A 22,538-nucleotide genomic window follows, 5' to 3' on the forward strand; every position below is an offset into this window, starting at 1 on the left:
GGGCTGGTGCGGCGGGTGGGTTGAGGGGTGATCAGTCAGTTGCCCTGGCCATCCTTTGCGGCTTTCCAGGCCTTGAATTCAGCCATTTCAGCGCGGCGTGCCTCCATCTTCTTCAGGTGCTCATCGAAAGCAGCCTGCTGTTCGGGCTTGAGCAGGGCGCGCATGGCTTGCTGCTGTTTGTCCTTGGCAGCCTTGAGTTCGTCCTGCATGGCTTTGTGCTCGGCTTGCGGCAGCTTGCTCAGGTAACGCTGGGTAATTTCATGCCGACTGTGCATCTGTTCGCGCATCAGCTTGCGCATTGCCTGGCGCTGCTCCTGGCTCAGGTCGAAATCCTTGAACATATGTTGGCTGTGGCCACCCTTGTGGCCTTCGCCGTGGCGCATGCCGTCTTCGGGCATGGCCAGCGCCAGAGTGGGCAGGCTCAGGGCGAGCAGTGCGGCGGTGAGGGTCTTGCGCATGGGGTATCTCCTTGTCTGAAACCGCGGGGCTGCGGATGGGTTCAGTCTAGGGCGGTCAGGGTCAAGGGCGGTCAGGCCAAGGTAAAGCCTGGGTAAAGAAGGGTTCAGGCGTTGTAGTAATAGCCGCGGCCACGCAGGGCCAGGATGCGCGGGCGGCCGTCGGGGTGCGGGCCAAGTTTCTTGCGCAGGTTGCTCACGTGCATGTCCAGGCTGCGGTCGTAGAGGGTCAGTTTGCGCCCCAGGGCCAGCTGGGTCAGGCGTTGCTTGTCCACCGGTTCGCCGGGGCTGCTCAGCAGGGCTTCGAGGATGCGGCTTTCGGACAGGGTCAGGGTGATTTCCTGTTCGCCCAGGGTGACCGTGCCGCGAGCCTGGCTGTAGTGCAGATCACCGAGGTCGAAGGGATTGGCCGGGCTGCCGCTGGTCGTACGGCGCAGCACCGCACGCAGACGGGCGGTGAGCTCACGGGGGTCGCAGGGTTTGGCCAGGTAGTCGTCGGCGCCCAGTTCCAGACCCAGGATGCGATCCAGTGGCTCGCCCCGGGCCGAGAGCATCAATACCGGCATCTCGGGATGCTCGCTGCGCAGCTGCTTGAGCAACTCCAGGCCACTGCCATCGGGCAGCATCACATCCAGCACCACGGCGTCCGGGGCGTTGCTGGCCAGGCTCTGGCGGGCACTCTGACCATCGTGACAGGCGCTGACCTGAAAGCCTTCCTGGCTCAGCCAGCGGCTGAGCAGCTCGCACAGCTCGATATCGTCGTCGATCAGTAACAGGCGGTTCATGGGTGGGTCAGTTCAGCCATTCGCTGGATTTGCGTCGGCCACGTCGCAGCAGGGCACCGATAATCACCCCGAGCAGGCCGGCGCCGGCACCGACGGCGAACCACATCTGCTGTTCGCTGATCAGGGCGTGGGGGGCTTGGGCCTCAACCTGCTTGAGTTGCAGCTTGAGGCGCTGGTTTTCCTGGCGCAGGCGCTGCAATTGCACGCTTTCGCGTTCGGCTTGGTTGCTCTGCAATTCGGCCACCAGGGCTTCGCTGGCCGCCAGGCGCTGCTCAAGTTGATCCAGGTGCGTCTGGGCGGAGGTGGCCTCGGCCAGCGGCACGGGCGCAGCCTGTTCGGCCAGCGTCAGGCTGGGGCCGAGCAGGGCAAGGGTTAGCAGCAACGGACCTGGGCGCATCGGAACTCCTTACTTGTTTATCGTTATTGTTCTGGCAGGCGAGGTCGGACAAGACTCAGGGCAACACCAGCTTGAAAGGCTTGACCAGGACGTTGGCGTAGACGCCGGCTGCGCGATAGGGGTCGGCGTCAGCCCAGCGTTGGGCGGCCTGCAGGGATTCGAACTCCGCCACGATCAGGCTGCCGGAAAAGCCCGCAGGCCCGGGGTCGTTGCTGTCGATGGCGGGGTGCGGACCGGCCAGCACCAGACGGCCTTCGCTTTTCAACTGCTCCAGGCGCGCCAGGTGGGCGGGGCGGGCAGCCAGACGGTTGTCCAGGGAGTTTTCGACATCGGTGGCGATGATGGCGTAGAGCATTTCTATCCTTAAATAAGAGGTGGCGCGCGGTCGCTGTTACTGCAGAAAAGCAGCAGGCCGGGGCAAAGTCGAGGAAATCCTGCTTTGACTCAGCAGGAATCCTGATCTGGCGGCATAATAACAAACATAAATGACGCGGAAAGTGGCCCTTATGGAAGTTGATTTGCACTGTCACAGCACGGCATCGGACGGCGCCCTGGCGCCCGCCGTGGTAGTGGCGCGGGCCCATGAGCGCGGCGTGCGGGTGCTGGCACTGACCGATCACGACACCCTGGAGGGCCTGGCCGAGGCGCGTCTGGCTGCCGCACCGCTGGGCATGCTGCTGGTCAATGGCATCGAGCTGTCCTGCACCTGGGGTGGGGCCACCATTCATGTGCTCGGTTATGCCTTTGCCGATGATGCCCCTGCGTTGCTCAAGGCCATCGCCGAGCTGCACGAGGGGCGCTGGCTGCGCGCCGCGGAGATCGACAAGCGATTGGCGGCCAAGGGCATGCCCGGTGCCCTTGAGGGTGCCCGGGCGATTCAGCAGGAACTGGGTGACAGCGGCAATGCGCCGGCGCGCCCGCATTTTGCCGATTTCCTAGTGCGTGCCGGGTACGTCAAGGACCGCGCCGAGGCCTTTCGCAAGTGGCTGGGCTCCGGCAAGCTGGGCGACGTCAAGCAGCACTGGCCGGCCCTGGCCGATGCCGTGCAGACCCTGCGTCAGGCCGGGGCCTGGGTCAGCCTGGCACACCCCTGGCAATACGACTTTACCCGCAGCAAGCGCCGCCGCCTGGTCAGCGACTTTCTGCAGGCCGGCGGTCATTCCCTGGAAGTGGTCAATGGCATGCAGCCGGCCGAGCAGGTCGGCAGCCTGGCGATCCTAGCCCGGGAGTTTGGCCTGCTGGTCAGCGCCGGCAGCGATTTTCATGCCCCCGGCGACTGGTCGGAACTGGGCATGTATCGACCTATACCCGAGGACCTGCCGCCCCTGTGGGCCAGGTTTAAACATGTCCAGCAGTCTGCAGCCATCTGAGCCGGGAGCGAGCGTGAGTCAATTCTTCCAGATTCATCCGGAAAACCCCCAGCTGCGCCTGATCAAGCAGGCCGTGGAAATCATCCGCAAGGGCGGGGTGGTGATCTTTCCCACCGATTCGTCCTACGCGGTGGGTTGCCATATCGGCGACAAGAGCGCCGTTGAGCGCATTCGCCGCCTGCGCCAGCTGGACGACAAGCACAACTTCACCTTGGTCTGCAGCGACCTGTCGCAGCTCAGCCTGTTTGCCAAGGTGGACACCGCAGCCTTTCGCCTGCTGAAGAATCACACCCCTGGCCCCTACACCTTTATCCTCAATGCCACCCGCGAAGTGCCGCGCATGCTGCTGCATCCCAAGCGTCGCACCATTGGCCTGCGGGTGCCGAGCCACCCGATTGCCCTGGCCCTGCTGGAGGAGCTCGGCGAGGCGCTGATGAGTGTCAGCCTGATTCTGCCGGGGGAAGAGCTGCCCATGAGCGACCCTTACGAGATGCGCCAGATGCTGGAGCATCAGGTGGACCTGATCATCGATGGCGGCTTTGGCGGCCTGGAAGCCTCCACCGTGGTCAGCCTGGTGGATGAGGAGCCAGAAGTGTTGCGGGTGGGCTGTGGCGATCCGGCGCCTTTTGCCAATGCTGGCTGATGTTCAGCTCTGTTGTCGTTTCGCACGGATCGTGAATGAAACAGCAACAGCCCCTGGCTATAATCGCCCCTCGTCCTCTCTTGGAACTGCGTTTTGAGCCTTGTCGATCCCGAACGTCGCGTACTCTCTGGCATGCGTCCCAGCGGCCCCCTGCACCTGGGCCATCACCAAGGGGTACTGAAGAACTGGGTCAAGCTGCAGCACAGCTACGAGTGCTTTTTCTGCATCGTCGATCTGCATGCCCTGACCACCGACTACGATGACGTCGCGCCGCTGTCCCAGCGGGTCATGGACATGGCGGTGGACTGGCTGGCGGCCGGGGTCAGCCCCAGCTCGGCGACCCTGTTTATCCAGTCCCAGGTGCCCGAACACGCCGAACTGCACCTGCTGCTGTCGATGATCTGCCCACTGAGCTGGCTGGAGCGAGTGCCGTCCTACAAGGAGCAGCAGGAGCAGTTGCACGGCAAGGACCTGGGCACCTTCGGCTTTCTTGGTTACCCCCTGCTGCAGGCCGCCGACATCCTGCTGTACCGTGCCGGAGTGGTGCCGGTGGGCAGCGACCAGCTGGCCCATATCGAATTTGCCCGTGATGTGGCGCGGCGCTTCAATCACCTCTACGGCCGCGAGCCAGGCTTCGAGGAGAAGGCCGAGCAAGCCATCCTCAAGCTCGGCAAGAAGACCGCCACGCTCTACAACAACCTGCGCAAGGCCTACCAGGAGCAGGGCGATGGGGCTGCCCTGGAAACTGCCCGGGCTTTGCTCAAGGATCAGCAGAGCATGACCCTGGGCGACAAGGAGCGCCTGTTCGGCTACCTGGAGGGTGGCGGCAAGGTGCTGCTGCCCGAACCCCAGGCACTGCTCAGTGACTCGCCCAAGGTGCTGGGGCTCGATGGCAGCAAGATGTCCAAGTCCAACCACAACGCCATCTTTCTGCGCGACAGTGCAAGCGACGTGGAGGAGAAGGTGCGGCGCATGCCCACGGATCCTGCGCGGGTGCACCGCAGCGACCCCGGTGAGCCGGCCCGTTGCCCGGTGTGGCCGTTGCATCAGCAGTATTCCACCGAGCAGACCTGCACCTGGGTGCAGGAAGGCTGCCGCAGTGCCGGGATCGGCTGCCTGGAGTGCAAGGCGCCACTGATCGAAACCGTGCAGCAGGAGCTGATTCCGCTGCAGAACCGCGCCGCGGATTATCGCGACAACCCCGATCTGGTGCGGCAGATTCTCGCCGAAGGCGCCGACCGCGCCCGTTCTGAGGCGCGCGAGACGCTGAGCGAAGTGCGCCTGGCCCTTGGCCTCAACTACCGCTGAGAGGCCTTATGAGCAACCCTGTGCCGCCCCAAAGCCCCGACAGCCAGGCCCATGCCCAGCAGGAGTTGCCGTTCGCCCTGGTCTATGGCCAGGCGGTCACGGAAATGCCTCTGGACCTGTATATCCCGCCGGATGCCCTGGAGGTCTTTCTCGAAGCCTTCGAGGGACCGCTGGACCTGCTGCTATATCTGATCCGCAAACAGAATATCGACGTGCTGGATATCCCCGTGGCGGAGATTACCCGCCAGTACATGGGCTATGTCGAGCTGATGCAGTCGGTACGCCTGGAACTGGCTGCCGAATACCTGGTGATGGCCGCCATGCTGGCCGAGATCAAGTCGCGCATGCTCCTGCCGCGTTCGGCGGAGGCCGAAGCCGAGGAAGAAGACCCGCGCGCCGAGCTGATCCGCCGCCTGCAGGAGTACGAGCGCTACAAGGCCGCTGCCGAAGGTATCGACGGGCTTAGCCGCGTGGGTCGTGACCTCAGCGTGCCGCGCCTGGATGCTCCTGAGGCGCGGGCGCGCAAGCTGCTGCCGGATGTCAGCCTGGAAGAGCTGCTGCTGTCCATGGCCGAGGTGCTGCGCCGCGCCGATATGTTCGAGAGCCACCAGGTGACCCGCGAAGCCCTGTCCACCCGCGAGCGCATGAGCGAGGTGCTGGAGCGCCTCAAGGGCGGCGCCTTTGTGCCCTTTGTCAGCCTGTTCGCCGCCGAGGAAGGCCGTCTTGGGGTGGTGGTGACCTTTATGGCGGTGCTGGAGCTGATCAAGGAATCCCTGGTGGAACTGGTGCAGAACGAGGCCTATGGGCCTATCCACGTGCGAGCGCGAGCCGAATAGACATGAACCTGAATGATCCCCGCGAACTGGCCGGCCTGCTGGAAGCCTTCCTCCTGGCCTCGGGCAAACCGCAATCCCTGGAGCGCCTGGCCGAGCTGTTCGAGGAGGCCGAGCGGCCGGAGCCGGCGGTGTTCAAGGCTGCCCTGGAGCACCTGCGCGACTCCTGCGCCGGGCGCGCCTTCGAGCTCAAGGAGGTGGCTTCCGGTTACCGCCTGCAGGTGCGCGAGCATTATGCGCCCTGGGTCGGCCGGCTCTGGGAAGAGCGTCCGCAGCGTTATTCCCGGGCCATGCTGGAAACCCTGGCGCTGATCGCCTACCGCCAGCCCATCACCCGTGGCGAAATCGAGGACGTGCGCGGCGTGGCGGTCAACAGTCATATCACCAAGACCCTGCTGGAGCGCGAGTGGATTCGCGTGGTGGGTTACCGCGACGTGCCGGGGCGGCCGGCCATGTTCGCCACCACCAAGGCCTTTCTCGACCACTTCAACCTGAAAAGCCTGGATGAGCTGCCGCCTCTGGCCGCCCTGCGCGAACTGGAGCCCGAGCCGGTGCTGGCCTTCGATGAGGAAGCGCCGGTGCCCGAGGCTCTGCAGGCCCGTGCTGACCTGGCCGGTGAGGCACCGGAAGCGCGCGAAGAAACCAGCTTTGGCAGCCTGCTGGCCGAGCTGGATGCCATGGAACAGGGCCTCAAGACCGACTTCGATGATCTTAGCGAACCGGACCTGGATAGCTCGGCCGTTGCGTCCGAGATTGCCGAGGAACAGGAACTGCCCCGGGACTAGCGGTAGCCCGGATTGCACCCAGGCTACTCGTGCGGGCCGCACTGCATTGCCGGTCATCGACTCGCCAGGCGCCTGCTACGCTGAGTCAGTGCGTGAACGCCGCGTTTCGCGTATGCTCCGCGACCCTTCGACGGCTATAAGCCGTCCATCACCAGAGAAAACACCGGGAGGTGCCCAGATGAGTGAAACCGAAGAATACAGCCCCGCAGGCGAGAAACTGCAAAAGGTGCTGGCGCGCATGGGCCTGGCCTCGCGCCGGGAAATCGAAGCCTGGATCAAGGCCGGACGGGTCAAGGTCAATGGCACAGACGCCAGCCTCGGGCAGCGCGTCGACCTGCATGACGCCATCGCCATCGACGGCCGTCTGCTCAAGCGCGAAGAAGCCGCTGAAAGCGTGCGCCGCGTGATCATCTACAACAAGCCCGATGGCGAGATCTGCACCCGTGACGACCCGGAAGGGCGCCCAACCGTGTTCGACCGCCTGCCGCGGCCGAAAGAGGGGCGCTGGATCAATATCGGCCGCCTCGACATCAACACCACCGGCCTGTTGATGTTCACCACCGACGGCGAGCTCGCCAACCGCCTGATGCACCCCTCCTACCAGATGGACCGCGAATACGCCGTGCGCGTGCGCGGCGAGGTGGACGAGGAGATGATCGAGCGTCTGAAAGCCGGTGTGATGCTGGAAGACGGCCCGGCCAAGTTCACCGATATCAAGCAGGCACCGGGCGGCGAAGGCTTCAACCACTGGTATCACTGCGTGGTGATGGAAGGCCGTAACCGCGAGGTGCGTCGCCTGTGGGAGTCCCAGGGCCTGGTAGTTAGCCGCCTGAAGCGGGTGCGCTTCGGTCCGGTGTTTATGACCAGCGACCTGCCCATGGGCCGTTGGCGGGAAATGAGCCAGCGCGAGGTGGATATCCTCAGCGCCGAAGTCGGCCTCAAGCCGGTGGCCCTGCCGGATATGAAGGAAAAGGCCCGCGATAAGCTTGATCGCCTGCAGCGCAAGTCGGCCAAGCCCCTGGGCCGTGGCGAGCGCCCGGGCCGGGTGCTGCGACCGGCTCTTGGCTCGACCGGGGAAAAGGAAACGGGGCGTGGACGCGGTGCACGCAACGAGGCCAGCAAGGGCTCGGTGGTGGCCGAGCGGCCGAGCGATATGAACAAGAAGCGTGGCGGCAAGCCTGCTGCTCAGCGTCCGGCTGGTGAGTCCGCCGAACGCAGTTCGCGCAAGCCCGCCGGCGCGCCGGCCAAGCGTCGCAGTCAGCCGGCTGGTGAAGGTCAGCGTCCGGGGTTTGGGCGCGGCCGCAAGCCGGAATAAGTTCGAGTCGGCGAATGCAAAAGGCGACCCAGGGGTCGCCTTTTGTGTATCTGCGCTTGGCCTTTAGCCGGCCATGGACAGGCGATTGCGGCCGCCGCGCTTGGACACATAGAGCGCGCTGTCGGCGCGGCGCAGCAGGCTGTCCATATCCTCGCCGGGCAGCAGGCTGGCGCAGCCCAGGCTGATGGACAGCTCCAGCGCCCGATTGTCCACCAGGTGCTGGATACCCAGCACCGCCAGACGCAGGCGCTCGCCGACCATGGAGGCCGCCTCGCGGCAGGTATTGGAGAGCAGCACGACAAATTCCTCGCCGCCGTAGCGGAACACCATGTCGACGTTGCGCAGGCTGTCTTTCAGCGCGCTGGCCACCGCGGTCAGGGCTTCGTCGCCGGTGCTGTGGCCATGCTGGTCGTTGATCTGCTTGAAGTGGTCGATGTCCACCATCAGGATCGACAGCGGCTGCAGGTTGCGCCGGGCCAGGTCGATCTCACGCTTGAGGGTCTGCTGCATGGCAATACGGTTGCCGGTATCGGTCAGCGGATCGCGCAGGGCGGTCTGCAGGGCGGCGCGGTAGAGCAGGGCATTGCGCAGAGGAAAGAGCAGGCTGGCCAGCAGGGATTCCAACTGACCCAGTTCGTCTTCGCTGAAGCGCTGGTTACGGCGGAAGGTCAGTTCGCCCAGGTACTCGCCTTCATGGCTCAGGCGATAGCCGGCAGAATGGCTGGCGCGGGAGCCCAGGTCCAGGCGCAGGTCACAGGAGGCCAGCTGGTAGCTCAGGGCATCCAGCGGCACCAGGCGCTGCACTTCACGGAAGAACAGTTCGAGGATGCGCTCGGCTTCCAGGGAAGTCTGCAGTTGCAGGCTCAGCTGTTGCCGTAGTTGGGGCAGGCTGACCGGCTTGAGCGGCTTTTGGCTGCGGCCGGCATAGCCGAGACGCTGCAGTTTGGCGGCGTCGAAGTCGATGGTGTTGGACTGATTGTGCGGGGCCATGCGGCTCTACCTCTTGCGCTGTGTGCGGCATTGACGAGGCTAGAGCGAATATCGTGCCACTCTTTAAAAGTGGTTATTTATCAAGTGTTTAGCTTGTTTGCTTGAGGCAGGTTTGCCGCTTTTTGCCGGGTATCTGACGGCAATGCTGGCAAACTGCTGCCGCCCATCGAGTTGCCGCCGGAAAACCGGCGGCAACGGCTTGGCCTACTGGGCGTCGAAGGCCTGACCATTGACGCCGGCGCTGTCCGGCCCCATCAGATACAGATAGACCGGCAGGATGGCTTCGGGCGGCGGGTTGCTCGCCGGGTTTTCCCCTGGGTAGGCCTGGGCACGCATATCGGTGCGGGTGGCGCCGGGGTTGACGCTGTTGGCGCGGACGCAGGAAACCCCTTCGACCTCGTCGGCCAGCACCTGCATCAGGCCCTCGGTGGCGAACTTGGATACGGCATAGGCGCCCCAGTAGGCGCGGCCCTTGCGGCCGACGCTGCTGGAGGTAAAGACCACCGAGGCGTCCTTGGACAGCTTGAGCAGCGGCAGCAGGGTGCTGGTGAGCATAAACATGGCGTTGACGTTGACCTGCATCACGCGCATGAAATTGTCCCCGGACAGCTGCTCAAGGGGCGTGCGCGGGCCGATGATGGCGGCGTTGTGCAGAAGGCCGTCGAGGTGGCCAAACTCGGCCTCGATCATCGCCGCCAGTTCGTCGTACTGATGCGGCAGGGCGGTTTCCAGGTTGAACGGAATCAGCACCGGCATCGGGTGGCCGGCTGCCACGATACGGTCATAGACCCGGCCCAGGTGCTCTTCGGTCTTGCCCAGCAGCAGCACGGTGGCGCCGTGGGCGGCATAACTCTCGGCGGCGGCAGCACCGATACCGCGGCCTGCGCCGGTGACCAGGATGACGCGACCCTTGAGCAGGTCGGGGCGGGCGGAATAGTCGAACATGGAAAACCTCGTTAAATACGGAAACGTCTGGGCCGACCCTGCTCAGGGCAGATCGGCACTGGCATAAAAAGCGCTCAGCACTTTGACCAGATGCGCCAGGTCATGGCTGCCGGCCAGCTCGCGAATCGAGTGCATGGCAAAGGTCGGCAGGCCGATATCCACGGTGCGCACACCCAGCTGACTGGCGGTTATCGGACCGATGGTGGAGCCGCAACCCATGTCGCTGCGGGTTACGAAGCTCTGTACCGGCACTTCGTTTTCCAGGCACAGATGGCGGAAAAAGCCTGCCGTTTCACTGTTGGTGGCATAGCGCTGGTTGCTGTTGATCTTGATCACCGGCCCGGCATTGAGCTTGGGGCCGTGATTTTCGTCGTGCTTGTCCGGGTAGTTGGGGTGCACGGCATGGGCATTGTCGGCGCTGACCAGCAGCGAGCGCTGGATGCAGCGGACAAAGTCGTCACCGGCCGGCAGTACACGGCGCAGCACCTGTTCCAGCATCGGGCCATCGGCGCCGCAGGCGGAGCAGGAGCCCACCTCCTCGTGATCGTTGCACACCAGCACGCAGCTCTCGTCATCCGGAGCGGCCAGCAGAGCCTGCAGGCCGGCATAGCAGGACAGCAGGTTGTCCAGGCGGGCGCCGGCAATAAAGTCGCCATTGAGGCCGATGACCGCGGCGGCCTGGGTGTCGTAGAAGCTCAGCTCGTAATCGAGCACCGCATCGGCGCTGAAATCATGCTCGCGGGCCAGTTGCTCGGTCAGCAGGGCACGAAAGTCCGCCGCTTCCGGGTCAGCCAGCTGGGCCAGAAGCGGCGGCAGCTCGTTCTGTGCATTGATCGCCCAACCCTGGTTGGCCTCACGGTTGAGGTGAATGGCCAGGTTGGGGATGACGGCGATGGGGCACTGGAAGTCGATCAGCTGGCTTTCCACCTTGCCATCGCGGCGATAGGTGACGCGCCCGGCCAGGGACAGATCGCGGTCGAACCAGGGGGCCAGCAGGGCACCGCCGTAGACTTCCACACCGAGCTGGAAAAAGCCCTGGCGTTGCAGTTCCGGTTGCGGCTTGACCCGCAGGCAGGGGCTGTCGGTATGGGCGCCGACCAGACGCAGGCCGGCTTCGGTCGGGTCGCGGCGGCCCAGCTTGAAGGCGATGATGGACGAATCATTGCGCGTCACGTAATAGCGACCGCCAGGCTCGGTGTGCCAGCTGGCGCGCTCGTCGAGAGGCTGGAAGCCGGCTGCCTGCAAGCGCTTGGCCAGGCTGCGAGTGGCGTGGAAGGGCGTCGGCGAGGCCTTGAGAAAGTCGATCAGGCCTTGGTTCAGTGAATCGCGCATAGGGCACTCCAGGCGGTAGTGGGCGCAGTTTAGCGGATTTGCCCGGGGCATTGGGCTGCGCCCTCTATGCAGGGATACTGACCAGGCTAAGCAGATAGCCCTCGAACTCGACATATTGCCCTTGCAGCGTGCTGCCGGTCGGCCAGTCCGGGTGCAGATCCCGCAGCAGGCGCATCTGCAACTGGCCATTGCCATCGACGGCCAGCAGTTCGGCATCCTGAAAATAGAAGTGGCGCAGTACCAGGGGGTAGAGCGCCTTGAACAGGCTCTCCTTGGCCGAGAAGGTCAGGCTGATACGCTGTGCCCGTTGGTCCGGGTGCAGGCCCTCCAGGCGAAACAGCTCGGCGGGGCTGAGGATTTCGCCCGCCAGGCGCTCGGCCCGTGGCGCTGGGATCAGCTTCTCCACATCCAGGCCCAGGCCGCGCCATTGGCTGGTGTGGCCGACAATGGCGCCGGCCCAGCCCGAACCGTGGGTGATGGCGCCGCAGACCTCCGCCGGCCAGACTGGTGCCCGGTCTTCTCCGATACCGGGTACCCAGGCCTGGTCCGTAAGGCGCTGCAGGGCCTCGCGGGCACAGAGGCGCCCGGCCAGGTATTCGGCCTGACGCTTGGCCACCCCGGGCACCGCAGGGATGGCGCAGCGCTGGAAGTCATCCTTGTCCAGTTGGCTCGGGTCGAAGCGGGTGCTGATCAGCTGCAGGCCATCCGGTCGCAGGGGCAGGGGCCAGCGATCATCCAGGGCAGTGCAGCAGGCGGGGCGGTAGTCGTCGGTCATGCCGCTCATTGTGCCGTGCTGGTGCGTGCCGAGCCAGTTGCCAGGCCCGTTACATTTCTTTGCAAAGGGCCAACAAAGCGACACGAAGTGCTGTGAGGTTTTTTGCCAGACTGCGTGCTGCGTTTTCTAGGGAACGCAGGTGAGGTTGTAGCCGCAGTGCGCTATCCGTGCATAGCTGCGGCATTTCTCTGAGAATGAGTACGGGAGCCCGTTTGGGCTCCCGTTTTTTTTAGCGCCAGTGGAGGATCGGCCAGCCGGCCTGTTCGGCATGCTGGCGCAGGGTGGGATCGGGGTTGACCACATGGGGGTAATCGACCACCTGCAACAGCGGCAGATCATTGCGTGAGTCGGAGTAGAAGTAGGCACCGGTCAGGTTTTCGCCCTGTGCCTGCAGCCAATCCTGCAGACGGCTGACCTTGCCTTCGCGGTAGGTCAGCACACCCTGGGTACGGCCGCTGTAGAAGCCATGCTGTTGCTCCAGATCGATGGCCAGCACGTCCTCGATGCCGAAACGCTGGGCGATGGCGCTGACCAGAAAATGCGCCGAGGCGGAGATCACCAGCAGGCGGTCGCCGGCGCTGCGATGGTTGGCCAGGGCGCGGCTGGCATCGCTGTAGAAGATCGGCTCGATCACGTCCTCGACGAAGGGCTCGACCACGAAGGCCACTTCCTCGGGGGTACGCCCCACCAGGGGCGACAGGGTGAAGCTCATATAGTCTTCCATGGCCAGGGTGCCGGCGGCGTACTGACGCATCAGCTCCTGTTCATGGGCGATAAAGGAGTCGCCATCGGCCCAGCCGATTTTCACCATTTCCTGGGTCCACAGGCTGGCGCAGTCGCCATGAATCAGGGTTTCGTCCAGGTCGAAGATTGCCAGGGCCATCAGGCCACCTCACAGATTGCAGGGTTGTCGATCGTCAGATTGACCGGCTGGCCGTCGGCATGCAGGTCAGCGGCGCTGCGGTTGAGTACATCCACCAGCAGTTCCACGCCACGGGCCTCGACCCGGTAGCGGATCACATTGCCGAGCAGGCTGTGGCTGCGAATCTGTGCCTCGATGCCGCTGGCGGCGAACTGGATGGCTTCCGGGCGGATCGCCACCTTGGTCGCGACCGGGCGCTGCAGCAGGCGGCTGGCGGCCTCGCTGTCGAGCAGGTTGTAGTTGCCGATAAAGCCGGCGGCAAAGGCGTCGGCCGGGGCGGTGTAGAGGGTTTCGGCATCGCCGCTCTGGACGATCTGACCGCCGTTCATCAGTACGATTCGGTCGCTCAAGACCAGCGCCTCTTCCTGATCGTGGGTGACGAAGATGGTGGTCAACCCCAGCTCGCGCTGGATGGCGCGGATCTGCTCGCGCAGGTGCTTGCGGATGCGTGCATCCAGGGCCGACAGCGGCTCGTCGAGCAGCAGCAGGCGCGGGCGGGTGACCAGGGAGCGGGCCAGGGCCACGCGCTGGCATTGGCCGCCGGAGAGCTGCTGCGGGTAGCGCTCGGCATAGTCGTTCAGTTCCACCAGCTCCAGGGCTTCGGCCACGCGCTTGCTGGCCTCGGCGGCGGCGACTTTCTGCATGCGCAGGCCGAAGGCGACGTTCTGTTGCACGGTCATATTGGGAAACAGCGCATAGCTCTGGAACACCATGCCGATGCCGCGTTTCTGCGGTGCCACGGGCACCAGGTCCTCGCCGCCCAGCAGAATCTGCCCACCGTCCACGGCAGTCAGGCCGGCGATGCAGCGCAGCAGGGTGGACTTGCCGCAGCCGGATGGGCCGAGCAGGGTGATGAACTGGCCCTGGGCGATCTCGATATTGATATCGGTGAAGATGCGGGTGGGGCCGTAGCTTTTGTGCAGGCCGCGAATATTCAGGTAACTCATGATTTGTCCTTGTTCAGGCGGTTGGCCGCCCAGGTCATCAGCAGTACGAACATGAAATAGGAAATCACCAGGGCGCTGGTGAAGTGGCCGCTGTCGTTGCGCATGTTGTACAGGTACACCTGCAGCGTCTCGTAGCGGCTGCCCACCAACAGGTTGGCGAACACGAACTCGCCGAACAGGAAGCTGAAGGACAGGAATACCGAGACCATCAGGCCCTTGCGCAGGTTGGGCAGCACCACCATAAAGGCCGCGGGCCAGGTGCTGGCGCCAAGCAGGTGGGCGGCGTCCATCAGGTCGCGCAGGTTGATCGCCTGCAAATTGTTGCTGATGGCGCGGTACATAAAGGGCAGGGCGATGGTGAAGAAGGTGCCGATCAGAATCCACGGCGTGCCGAGAATCGGCAGCGGGCCGGCGGCGAACAGCTGCATCAGGCCCACCGAGGACACCACGGGGGGGATGGCGAAGGGCAGCAGGATCAGCACGTTCATCACCCCGTCAAGCCGGGGGAAGTGGTAATTGACCACGAACAGCAGCGGCAGGATCAGCAGCAGCGACAGCGCCAGGGCACTGAAGCACACCAGCAGCGAGCGGCCGAAGGCGGCGAGAAAGCGTGCATCGCTCCACAGCGCCACATACCACTTGAAGGTCAGGCCGCTGGGCAGGATGGTCGCCGACCAACTGGTGGACAGCGAATAGAGCAGGGTACCCAGCAGCGGTAGCAGCAGGATCAGGAACAGCAGGTAGACCACCAGCTGGTGGAACAGGGGTGAGCGTTTTTCAGCGGGCGACATGGTAGCTCCGGCGCAGCAGCCATTGATGGACGATGGTGATCAGGGTCATCAGGCCGACCAGTACCATGGCCAGGGCGCTGGCCATGTTCGGGTCGAGGAAGATGTCGCCGGAGACCATCGCCGCAATACGGATCGGCAAAATGTTGAAGTTGCCGGTGGTCAGCGCATACACCGTGGCGTAGGCGCCCAGGGCGTTGGCCAGGAGGATGACGAAGGTGCCGAGCAGCGCCGGGGTCAGCACCGGCAGGCCGATATGCCGCCAGAACTGCCAGTTGCTCGCGCCCAATAGCTCGGCCGACTCGCGCCAGTCTTCGCGCAGGGCGTCGAAGGCCGGGTAGAGCAGCAGCACCCCCAGGGGAATCTGGAAGTAGGTGTAGAGCACGATCAGACCGGTCTTGGAGTAGAGGTTGAAGTCCTCGATGATCCCCATCTGCTTGAGCAGGATGGTCAGCGCGCCGTTGAAACCGAGCAGGATGATAAAGGCGAAGGCCAGCGGCACCCCGGAGAAGTTGCTGGTCATGTTGGAAAACGCCATGACGAAATCGCGCAGGCGGCTGCTGACCTGGCGCAGCGAATAGCTGCCGATGATGGCGATGACGATGCCGATCAGGCTCGACCAGAACGCCACTTCCAGGCTGTGGCGCATGGCCTGGCGATAGAAGGCCGAGGCGAAGGCCTCGCGGAAATTGCCCAGGCCCCAGCCGTCGGCGGTGTTCAGGCTGTTGCTGGCGACCCAGAGCAGCGGCGCGATCTGGAAGGCAATAAAGAACAGGGCAAAGGGCAGCAGGCACAGCAGTGCCCAGCCCTTGCTGGAAATGGTGGACTTCATGCAAGGAGTTCCTGGCACCAGGGTTTGTCGTGGGCCACGCCGAGCAGCTGGCAGATGGTGCCGCACAGCTCCAACTGTTGCGGCTGGGCCGTGGCATCCAGGCTGAAAGCGCTGCCGAGAACGATCAGCGGTACTTCGCGTTCTTCCGGCAACAGGCCGTTATGGCTGCGGTCATTGTTCATGCCGTGGTCGGCGGTCACCAGGATCTGGTAGCCGGCGTCCAGCCAGGGCTGGATATACTCGGCCAGCAGCACATCGGCCATGCGCGCGCTGTTGCGGTACTGCGAGCTGTCCAGGCCATGCTTGTGGCCGGCGTCGTCGATATTCATCGGATGCACCAGCAGCAGGTTGGGCTGATAGCGCTGGCGCAGGCTTTCGGCATCGGCGAACAGGTGCGAATCCGGGTAGTGGTCGGCGTAGTAGAAGTGGCCGTGCTGGATCGGCAGCGACTCATCGCTGGTATGGCGATCACGGGCGGCGACAAAGGGCGCGCGGTTATACAGCTCGCTGACCCAGTGATAGGCCGCGGCGGCGGTGCTTAGGCCTGCTGCGCGGGCGTAATGAAAAATGCTGCGCTGATTGGACAGGCGCACCACATCGTTATTGACGATACCGCTGTCGATGGGTGCCACACCGGTCAGAATCGCTTCATAGAGTGGGCGGGACAGCGCCGGTAGTGCGCAGTCGAGCTTGTACAGCGCGGCGCGCCCGGCCTGGCAGTAAGCCTGCAGATGCCCCAGGGCATGCTGGGCCACCTGATAATTCAGGCCATCCAGTACCACCAGGATGACGTTGTGCTTCATGGGTTTCTCTCGTTCGGTCGTAGCCCGGATGCGATCCGGGTTCCGTTTAGATCTGGCAGCGCGTGGTGTCTTTCACCCTCTCCCCCGGCCCCTCTCCCGTAAACGGGAGAGGGGAGGCGGGCATCAGTTCATATTGATGATGACGTGTTCCTGCCACAGGCGCGGCAGGGCCTTGGAGGTGGCCTCCCAGGCAGCGGCATCCTTGATCGGCTGGACCTTGGCGTACTGCTCCTGGGGCAGCAGCTTGGCCTGCACTTCGGCCGGCATTTCAATGTGCTCGGCGCGGATCGGACGGGCGTTGCCCTTGGCCAGGTTGATCTGCCCGGCGTCGCTCAGGATGTACTCGCGGGCCAGCTTGGCAGCGTTGGGGTTTTTCGCCCACTTGTTGATGATGGTGCTGTAGCCGGAGATCACCGAACCGTCGGACGGGATCAGCACCTCGAAACGCTCGGGGTCGATCTGATCGCGGTAGGACAGGCCGTTGAAGTCCCACACCACACCGACTTCCACTTCACCTTTTTCCAGGGTCTGGATGGTCGGGTTGGCCAGGGACAGGCGCCCCTGCTTGGCCAGCTCGCCGTAGAACTCCAGAGCCGGCTTGACGTTGCTCTCGTTGCCGCCCATGGCGATGGCGGCGGCCAGCACACCGTTGACCGCTTGCGCGGCGGTGCTGACGTCACCGGCAGAGACCTTGTAGGTGCCGGTTTTCAGATCGGCCCAGGAGCGTGGAATGTCCTTGACCAGCTGTTTGTTGACGATAAAGGCGATGGAGCCGGTGTAGGCCAGCATCCAGTGGCCATCCTGATCCTTGGCCCAGGCCGGGATCTGTTCCCAGGTGCTTGGCTTGTACGGCTGGGTCACACCCTGCTGCACGGCAATGGGGCCGAAGGCCGCACCGACGTCGCCGATATCGGCGGTGGCGTTGTCCTTCTCGGCGGCGAACTTGGCAATCTCCTGGGCCGAACTCATATCGGTGTCCTGGTGCTTGAGGCCATAGAGGCGTTCAAGATCAGCCCAGGTGTCCTTCCAGTTGGCCCAGCTGTCCGGCATGCCCACGCTGTACACCGCGCCTTCGGCGCGCGCGGCTTGTTCCAGTGCTTGCAGGTCCGTTTCAGCAGCCATGGCCGAGGAGGCCAGGGCGATGGCCGAGCCCATCAGTGAAGCCAGCAGCAGTTGTTTCATTGGAAACTCCTTTGCAGTGAGAGTGCGTACGTTTATTTCTGGTCTAGATCAGCAAGACCCAAGCCAATTTAGGCCGCTTTTATGACGGTTTTATGTACGCAAGCCTATTGGTCGTTGCCTGAAAGCCTTGTTCGGGCAGCGCCCAACAAGCGTAGACCATGAATCTGTCAGTGAAACTGCATGATCCAATAGGGTGTTTACTGGATATTTACCTGGCTGAAAGCATATTGTCACTGCGCGGTCATCTAGAGTGCTTAAACTTGAAACATGGTTGTTCCGGGGACGTTTTCGGTTTTTATTGCCCCGAAATAGAGCTGGACTAGTCCAATTTGGGAGATTTTGATGCGCGATGAAGCGCCGCGGGCGGTGACCGCAATTTGTCGGGCGTTGCAGGAACAGATCGAGCGCGGCCTGCTGCCCTGCGGCAGCCAGTTGCCGGCCGAACGCAAGCTCAGCGAGGTGTTCGATACCACCCGCATCACCCTGCGCGAGGCCTTGGGCCAGCTGGAAGCCCAGGGCCTGATCTACCGTGAGGAGCGTCGCGGCTGGTTTGTCTCGCCACCGCGCCTGGCCTACAACCCCCTGGTGCGCAGCCACTTCCACGCTATGGTCGGCGAGCAGGGGCGGGTGCCGGCCACCGAGGTGCTGAGCGCACGGCTGATGCCGGCCAGTGCGGAGATCTGCCAGCTACTGGAGCTGCCGGCGCTGTCCAGCGTTTACCAGATTCGCCGGGCGCGGCGCATCGATGGGCGCCTGGTGCTCTATGTCGAGCATTATCTGAACCCGGCCTATTTCCCCGGCATCCTCGACTTCGACCTGACCCTGTCACTGACCGATCTGTATGCCAGCGAATACGGCATCCATTACGGCCGGGTGCGTTTCGATATGGTGCCCACCGCCCTGCATCCCGAGGCGGCAGCAGCGCTCAAGGTGGCACCGGGCAGCCCGGCGCTGCGTATCGTGCGGATCAACCGTGACCAGCACGGCCGGCTGATCGACTGCGATCTGGAGTTCTGGCGCCATGACGCCCTGCATGTGAGTGTCGAAGTGCCGGATTGAGGGAGGCGGTGGAAAACGCTGCGCGGTTTTCCACCCTACGGCTTGTCTGACATTGGGGTAGTGGTGTAGGGCGGATAACGCGCAGCTTATCCGCCAGCAGGCTACAAACTCTGGGCGTGAGTCAGCAGCTGCACAGCGCGCTATCGAGCAGCTGGCGCAGCTCGCGGGGATGTTCCACCAGGGCATCGGCGCCCCAGTTGGCCGGGTTGTCCTGGGGGTGGATATAGCCGTAGCTGACCGCCACGGTGCGACAGCCGGCGGCGCGGCCGGCTTCGATATCGCGCTCGTCATCGCCGATAAACAGCACTTCGCCCGGCTCCAGCTGCAATTGCTGGCAGGCCAGCAGAAGCATTTCCGGGTCCGGCTTGCTGCGGCTGACATGGTCCGGGCAGACCAGTACGGCCGAGCGTTGGGCCAGGCCCAGCTGCTGCATGATCGGTTCGGCATAGCGCACCGGCTTGTTGGTGGCCACGCCCCAGCGCAGGTTGGCCTTCTCGATATCCTCCAGCAGCTCGTTGATGCCGTCGAAGGGACGGGTCAGCACCGCGCAGTGCTGCTGGTAGCGCTCCAGAAACTCCAGGCGCAGGGCTTCGAATTCGGCGTGCTCGGGGTCCATGGCAAAGGTGGCGGCAACCATGGCGCGGGCGCCGCCGGAAACCTGATCACGAATCAGCTTGTCGGCAATCGGCGCCAGATTGCGCTCGGCGCGCATGGCCTGGCAGATGGCGATAAAGTCCGGGGCGCTGTCGAGCAGCGTACCGTCCATGTCGAAAAGCACCGCACGCAGACGCATCAGGCCTCCTTGAGGGTCTGGATCATATAGTTGACGTCCACATCCGACTCCAGCTTGTAGCGCTTGGTCAGCGGGTTGTAGGTCAGGCCGATGATGTCCTTGACCTCAAGGCCAGCCTCGCGGCTCCAGGCGCCCAGCTCGGAGGGGCGAATGAATTTCTTGAAGTCATGGGTGCCGCGGGGCAGCAGGCGCAGCAGGTATTCGGCGCCGATCACGGCAAACAGGTAGGCCTTGGGGTTGCGGTTGATGGTGGAGAAGAACACCTGGCCGCCGGGCTTGACCAGGGTGTAGCAGGCGCGGATCACCGAGGCCGGGTCCGGTACGTGTTCAAGCATTTCCAGACAGGTGACCACATCGAACTGGCCGGGCATTTCCGCGGCCAGGGCCTCTGCGGTGATCTGCCGGTAGTTGACGTTGACCCCCGATTCGAGCTGATGGAGCTGGGCCACGGCCAGAGGCGCCTCGCCCATGTCGATACCGGTTACGGTGGCGCCGCGCTGGGCCATGGACTCGCTGAGGATGCCGCCGCCACAACCCACATCCAGCACGGTCTTGCCGGCCAGGCCGACGCGCTCGTCGATCCAGTTGACCCGCAGCGGATTGATGTCATGCAGCGGTTTGAATTCGCTCTCGCGGTCCCACCAGCGATGGGCGAGGGCTTCGAATTTGGCGATTTCGGCGTGGTCGACGTTGCTCATAAGGGCTTCCAGGTTGGGCGCTCTGGCGAATCCGGCCATGTTGCCAGTTTCACCGCAGGCTGTGGGCCCTTTGGGCCCGGGCAATATATGTCAGTTTGTCGCAGCGGCCCGCGGGCTGCCGATCTTCTCGCCCCAGGCGCGGGCCTTGGCGATGATCTGTTGCTCGTCCATGCGGGTCAGCTGGCCGCTGTCGAGCAGCTGCTTGCCGCCGACCCAGAGGTGTTCCACGCACTGCCGGCCGCTGCTGTAGATCAGTTGCGACACCGGATCATAAACCGGCTGCTGGGCCAGGCCTGAGAGGTCGAAAACGCAGAGATCGGCCAGTTTGCCCAGTTGCAGCGAGCCGGTCTCTTGTTCCAGGCCCAGGGCGCGGGCGCCGTTCAGGGTGGCCAGGCGCAGGGCGCCGTGGGCATTGAGGGCAGTGGCAGAACCGGCCACGGCCTTGGCCAGCAGGGCAGCGGTGCGGGTTTCGCCGAGCAGGTCCAGATCATTGTTGCTGGCCGCGCCGTCGGTGCCGATGGCCACATTGACCCCGGCCTGCCAGAGCTTTTCAACGGGGCAGAAGCCGCTGGCCAGCTTGAGGTTGGACTCGGGGCAGTGGATCACGCTGCTGTTGCTGGTTACCAGCAGCTGCAGGTCCTCGTCGTCGATCTGGGTCATATGCACGGCCTGAAAGCGCGGGCCGAGCAGGCCCAGGCGCTGCAGGCGAGCCAGGGGTCGCTCGCCATACTGACTGAGGCTCTGCTGCACCTCGAAGGCGGTTTCGTGCACATGCATATGGATGCCGGCGTCCAGCTCCTCGGCCAGCATGCGGATATTTTCCAGCTTGTCGTCGCTCACCGTGTAGGGCGCATGGGGGCCGAAGGCCACGCTCAGGCGCGGGTGGTGCTTGAGGTCGTCGAACAGGCCCAGGCCCTTGCGCAGCGCTTCGCTGGCGTCGCGGGCGCCGGGGATGGGGAAGTCCAGCACCGGGATGCTGATCTGGGCGCGGATGCCACTGTCATGCACGCAGCCGCTGGCCACTTCGGGGTAGAAATACATATCAGCGAAGCAGCTGATGCCGCCCTTGATCTGTTCGGCGATGGCCAGCTCGGTGCCGTCACGCACGAAGTCTTCACTCACCCACTGACCTTCGGCCGGCCAGATATGCTCCTGCAGCCAGGTCATCAGCGGCAGGTCGTCGGCCAGGCCGCGGAACAGGGTCATGGCCGCGTGACCGTGGGCGTTGATCAGGCCGGGGGTGAGCAGCCGCCCCGGCAGCTCCAGCACCCGCGTCACCGGTTGCAGCAGAGCTTCGGCCCGTGGCGCGATCAGCACGATGCGCCCGTCGCGCACCCCCAGGCCATGGTCGTGCAGCACCACGCCAGCCGGTTCCACCGGCACCAGCCAGCTGGGCAGCAACAGCAGATCGAGGGGGGCTTGGGACATGGGCGGGCTTCCGTTTCAGGCGTAGACCGCGAGTTTATAGAGGAAGGCGCAGCCTGGTAAGTCGAACAACCTGTCCTGAAAGTCAGTAATGCGGCAACTCGCCCCTACACGGCAGGCGTGCGGACACGTAAACTGCACAGCCCGCCGGCCACTGCCGGTGGATTTTTTATCCCAGTCCGCCCTTTACGTGGGCGACTACTGAAGGACAGTGACATGACCGAAAAGATCGTTGTGGCGGCTTTATACAAGTTCGTCTCCCTGCCGGATTATCAGGCCCTGCGTGAGCCCCTGCTGAATTGCATGCTGGAGAACGGCATCAAGGGCACCCTGCTGCTCGCCGAGGAAGGCATCAATGGCACCGTGTCCGGCTCCCGCGCCGGTATCGACGCTCTGATGGCCTGGTTTGCCGACGATGCGCGCCTGGCCGATATCGACCATAAAGAGTCCTATTGCGATGAGCAGCCGTTCTACCGCACCAAGGTCAAGCTGAAGAAGGAAATCGTCACCCTCGGCGTGCCCGGTGTGGACCCCAACAGCCAGGTCGGCACCTATGTCGAACCCAGGGACTGGAACGCGCTGATCAGTGATCCCGAGGTGCTGCTGATCGATACCCGCAACGATTATGAAGTGGCCATCGGCACCTTCGAGGGTGCCATCGATCCCAAGACCAAGTCGTTCCGCGAGTTTCCCGAGTACATCAAGCAGCACTTCGACCCGAGCAAGCACAAGAAGGTGGCGATGTTCTGCACCGGCGGCATCCGCTGTGAAAAAGCCTCCAGCTATATGCTCGGCGAGGGCTTCGAGGAGGTTTATCACCTCAAGGGCGGCATCCTCAAATACCTGGAGGAGGTGCCCCAGGAGCAGACCAAGTGGCAGGGCGACTGCTTTGTCTTCGATAACCGGGTGACCGTGCGCCATGACCTCTCCGAAGGCGACTACGACCAATGCCACGCCTGCCGCACACCGGTGTCGGTGGAAGATCGCCAGTCCGAGTTCTACACCCCCGGCGTCAGCTGCCCGCACTGCTGGGACTCGCTGCCGGAGAAGACCCGCGCCGGTGCCCGCGAGCGCCAGCGCCAGATCGAACTGGCCAAGGCGCGCAATCAACCCCACCCGCTGGGCTTCAACCCCCGCCAATCCCGCGAGGCTTAGG

Annotated in this window: 24 protein-coding genes and 1 pseudogene; 8 read left to right on the plus strand and 17 right to left on the minus strand. The window is 64.0% G+C overall.

Going from position 1 to position 22,538, the window contains the following annotated elements; all coding sequences use genetic code 11:
* Nucleotides 1-35: 35 nt before the first annotated feature.
* The 4 genes from GJV18_RS09335 to GJV18_RS09350 form a co-directional block, all read right to left on the minus strand.
* A complete protein-coding gene (locus GJV18_RS09335; protein ID WP_160344721.1) occupies nucleotides 36-458 on the minus strand; it encodes an LTXXQ domain protein in 423 nt (140 codons plus the stop codon).
* Nucleotides 459-562: 104 nt separating this feature from the next.
* The gene (locus tag GJV18_RS09340) at nucleotides 563-1,240 is read right to left on the minus strand and encodes a response regulator transcription factor (protein WP_160344723.1); all 678 of its coding nucleotides are present in this window, start codon (nucleotides 1,238-1,240) and stop codon (nucleotides 563-565) included.
* A gap of 7 nt (nucleotides 1,241-1,247) precedes the next feature.
* On the minus strand, nucleotides 1,248-1,637 hold the full coding sequence (locus GJV18_RS09345) for a translation initiation factor 2 (protein ID WP_160344725.1): 390 nt from the start codon (nucleotides 1,635-1,637) through the stop codon (nucleotides 1,248-1,250).
* A 55-nt stretch (nucleotides 1,638-1,692) separates the two neighbouring features.
* A complete protein-coding gene (locus GJV18_RS09350; RefSeq protein ID WP_160344727.1) occupies nucleotides 1,693-1,992 on the minus strand; it encodes a YciI family protein in 300 nt (99 codons plus the stop codon).
* A gap of 151 nt (nucleotides 1,993-2,143) precedes the next feature.
* Here GJV18_RS09350 and GJV18_RS09355 point away from each other — a divergent pair, with 151 nt between their 5' ends.
* The 6 genes and pseudogenes from GJV18_RS09355 (at nucleotide 2,144) to rluB (ending at nucleotide 7,891) form a co-directional block, all read left to right on the plus strand.
* On the plus strand, nucleotides 2,144-3,007 hold the full coding sequence (locus GJV18_RS09355) for a PHP domain-containing protein (protein ID WP_160344729.1): 864 nt from the start codon (nucleotides 2,144-2,146) through the stop codon (nucleotides 3,005-3,007).
* A 13-nt stretch (nucleotides 3,008-3,020) separates the two neighbouring features.
* Nucleotides 3,021-3,650 (plus strand): L-threonylcarbamoyladenylate synthase, encoded by a 630-nt coding sequence (locus GJV18_RS09360; protein WP_160344731.1) that lies wholly within the window; start codon nucleotides 3,021-3,023, stop codon nucleotides 3,648-3,650.
* A 93-nt stretch (nucleotides 3,651-3,743) separates the two neighbouring features.
* Nucleotides 3,744-4,958, plus strand: coding sequence for a tryptophan--tRNA ligase (locus tag GJV18_RS09365; protein WP_160344733.1), 1,215 nt, complete (start codon nucleotides 3,744-3,746; stop codon nucleotides 4,956-4,958).
* A gap of 137 nt (nucleotides 4,959-5,095) precedes the next feature.
* On the plus strand, nucleotides 5,096-5,794 hold the full coding sequence (locus GJV18_RS09370; RefSeq protein ID WP_160346065.1) for a segregation and condensation protein A: 699 nt from the start codon (nucleotides 5,096-5,098) through the stop codon (nucleotides 5,792-5,794).
* A 2-nt stretch (nucleotides 5,795-5,796) separates the two neighbouring features.
* Nucleotides 5,797-6,552: pseudogene (gene scpB, locus GJV18_RS09375) on the plus strand (SMC-Scp complex subunit ScpB); the annotation flags it as partial.
* 202 nt (nucleotides 6,553-6,754) lie between these two features.
* On the plus strand, nucleotides 6,755-7,891 hold the full coding sequence (gene rluB / locus GJV18_RS09380) for a 23S rRNA pseudouridine(2605) synthase RluB (protein ID WP_160344737.1): 1,137 nt from the start codon (nucleotides 6,755-6,757) through the stop codon (nucleotides 7,889-7,891).
* Nucleotides 7,892-7,954: 63 nt separating this feature from the next.
* Here the strand turns inward: rluB and GJV18_RS09385 are convergent, their stop codons facing one another.
* The 10 genes from GJV18_RS09385 to GJV18_RS09430 form a co-directional block, all read right to left on the minus strand.
* Entirely contained in the window at nucleotides 7,955-8,881 is a 927-nt protein-coding gene (locus tag GJV18_RS09385) for a GGDEF domain-containing protein (RefSeq protein WP_160344739.1), read from the minus strand.
* A gap of 204 nt (nucleotides 8,882-9,085) precedes the next feature.
* Nucleotides 9,086-9,826 carry a YciK family oxidoreductase gene (locus GJV18_RS09390; protein ID WP_160344741.1) on the minus strand — a complete coding sequence of 247 codons (741 nt, stop codon included), beginning with the start codon at nucleotides 9,824-9,826 and terminating at the stop codon, nucleotides 9,086-9,088.
* A gap of 42 nt (nucleotides 9,827-9,868) precedes the next feature.
* Nucleotides 9,869-11,158: a M18 family aminopeptidase gene (locus GJV18_RS09395; protein WP_160344743.1), complete on the minus strand. Its 1,290-nt coding sequence runs from the start codon at nucleotides 11,156-11,158 to the stop codon at nucleotides 9,869-9,871.
* 64 nt (nucleotides 11,159-11,222) lie between these two features.
* Nucleotides 11,223-11,933: a 4'-phosphopantetheinyl transferase family protein gene (locus GJV18_RS09400; protein ID WP_160344745.1), complete on the minus strand. Its 711-nt coding sequence runs from the start codon at nucleotides 11,931-11,933 to the stop codon at nucleotides 11,223-11,225.
* A gap of 229 nt (nucleotides 11,934-12,162) precedes the next feature.
* The gene (locus GJV18_RS09405) at nucleotides 12,163-12,816 is read right to left on the minus strand and encodes an HAD family hydrolase (protein ID WP_160344747.1); all 654 of its coding nucleotides are present in this window, start codon (nucleotides 12,814-12,816) and stop codon (nucleotides 12,163-12,165) included.
* Entirely contained in the window at nucleotides 12,816-13,802 is a 987-nt protein-coding gene (locus GJV18_RS09410; protein WP_160344749.1) for an ABC transporter ATP-binding protein, read from the minus strand. The genes GJV18_RS09405 and GJV18_RS09410 overlap by 1 nt, the downstream gene beginning before the upstream one ends.
* A complete protein-coding gene (locus GJV18_RS09415) occupies nucleotides 13,799-14,593 on the minus strand; it encodes an ABC transporter permease (RefSeq protein WP_160344751.1) in 795 nt (264 codons plus the stop codon). Before GJV18_RS09415 ends, GJV18_RS09410 begins: the two co-directional genes overlap by 4 nt.
* On the minus strand, nucleotides 14,580-15,422 hold the full coding sequence (locus tag GJV18_RS09420; RefSeq protein WP_160344753.1) for an ABC transporter permease: 843 nt from the start codon (nucleotides 15,420-15,422) through the stop codon (nucleotides 14,580-14,582). Before GJV18_RS09420 ends, GJV18_RS09415 begins: the two co-directional genes overlap by 14 nt.
* Complete coding sequence (locus tag GJV18_RS09425) at nucleotides 15,419-16,225, minus strand: alkaline phosphatase family protein (RefSeq protein ID WP_160344755.1); 807 nt, start codon at nucleotides 16,223-16,225, stop codon at nucleotides 15,419-15,421. The genes GJV18_RS09420 and GJV18_RS09425 overlap by 4 nt, the downstream gene beginning before the upstream one ends.
* 123 nt (nucleotides 16,226-16,348) lie before the next feature.
* Nucleotides 16,349-17,407 (minus strand): ABC transporter substrate-binding protein, encoded by a 1,059-nt coding sequence (locus GJV18_RS09430; protein ID WP_160344757.1) that lies wholly within the window; start codon nucleotides 17,405-17,407, stop codon nucleotides 16,349-16,351.
* 342 nt (nucleotides 17,408-17,749) lie between these two features.
* Here GJV18_RS09430 and GJV18_RS09435 point away from each other — a divergent pair, with 342 nt between their 5' ends.
* On the plus strand, nucleotides 17,750-18,466 hold the full coding sequence (locus tag GJV18_RS09435) for a UTRA domain-containing protein (protein WP_160344760.1): 717 nt from the start codon (nucleotides 17,750-17,752) through the stop codon (nucleotides 18,464-18,466).
* Between the two features lie 121 nt (nucleotides 18,467-18,587).
* Here the strand turns inward: GJV18_RS09435 and mupP are convergent, their stop codons facing one another.
* From mupP to GJV18_RS09450, 3 genes are all read right to left on the minus strand, one after another.
* The gene (gene mupP, locus GJV18_RS09440; RefSeq protein ID WP_160344762.1) at nucleotides 18,588-19,259 is read right to left on the minus strand and encodes an N-acetylmuramic acid 6-phosphate phosphatase MupP; all 672 of its coding nucleotides are present in this window, start codon (nucleotides 19,257-19,259) and stop codon (nucleotides 18,588-18,590) included.
* A complete protein-coding gene (ubiG, locus tag GJV18_RS09445; RefSeq protein WP_160344764.1) occupies nucleotides 19,259-19,957 on the minus strand; it encodes a bifunctional 2-polyprenyl-6-hydroxyphenol methylase/3-demethylubiquinol 3-O-methyltransferase UbiG in 699 nt (232 codons plus the stop codon). Before ubiG ends, mupP begins: the two co-directional genes overlap by 1 nt.
* Before the next feature lie 90 nt (nucleotides 19,958-20,047).
* Complete coding sequence (locus tag GJV18_RS09450) at nucleotides 20,048-21,385, minus strand: TRZ/ATZ family hydrolase (RefSeq protein WP_160344765.1); 1,338 nt, start codon at nucleotides 21,383-21,385, stop codon at nucleotides 20,048-20,050.
* Between the two features lie 213 nt (nucleotides 21,386-21,598).
* On the opposite strand from GJV18_RS09450, the gene trhO reads away from it, so the two are divergent.
* Nucleotides 21,599-22,537: an oxygen-dependent tRNA uridine(34) hydroxylase TrhO gene (gene trhO, locus GJV18_RS09455; RefSeq protein ID WP_160344767.1), complete on the plus strand. Its 939-nt coding sequence runs from the start codon at nucleotides 21,599-21,601 to the stop codon at nucleotides 22,535-22,537.
* Nucleotide 22,538: the final 1 nt, after the last annotated feature.

It is taken from the genome of Pseudomonas xionganensis (assembly GCF_009763245.1).
GTDB lineage: Bacteria > Pseudomonadota > Gammaproteobacteria > Pseudomonadales > Pseudomonadaceae > Aquipseudomonas > Aquipseudomonas xionganensis.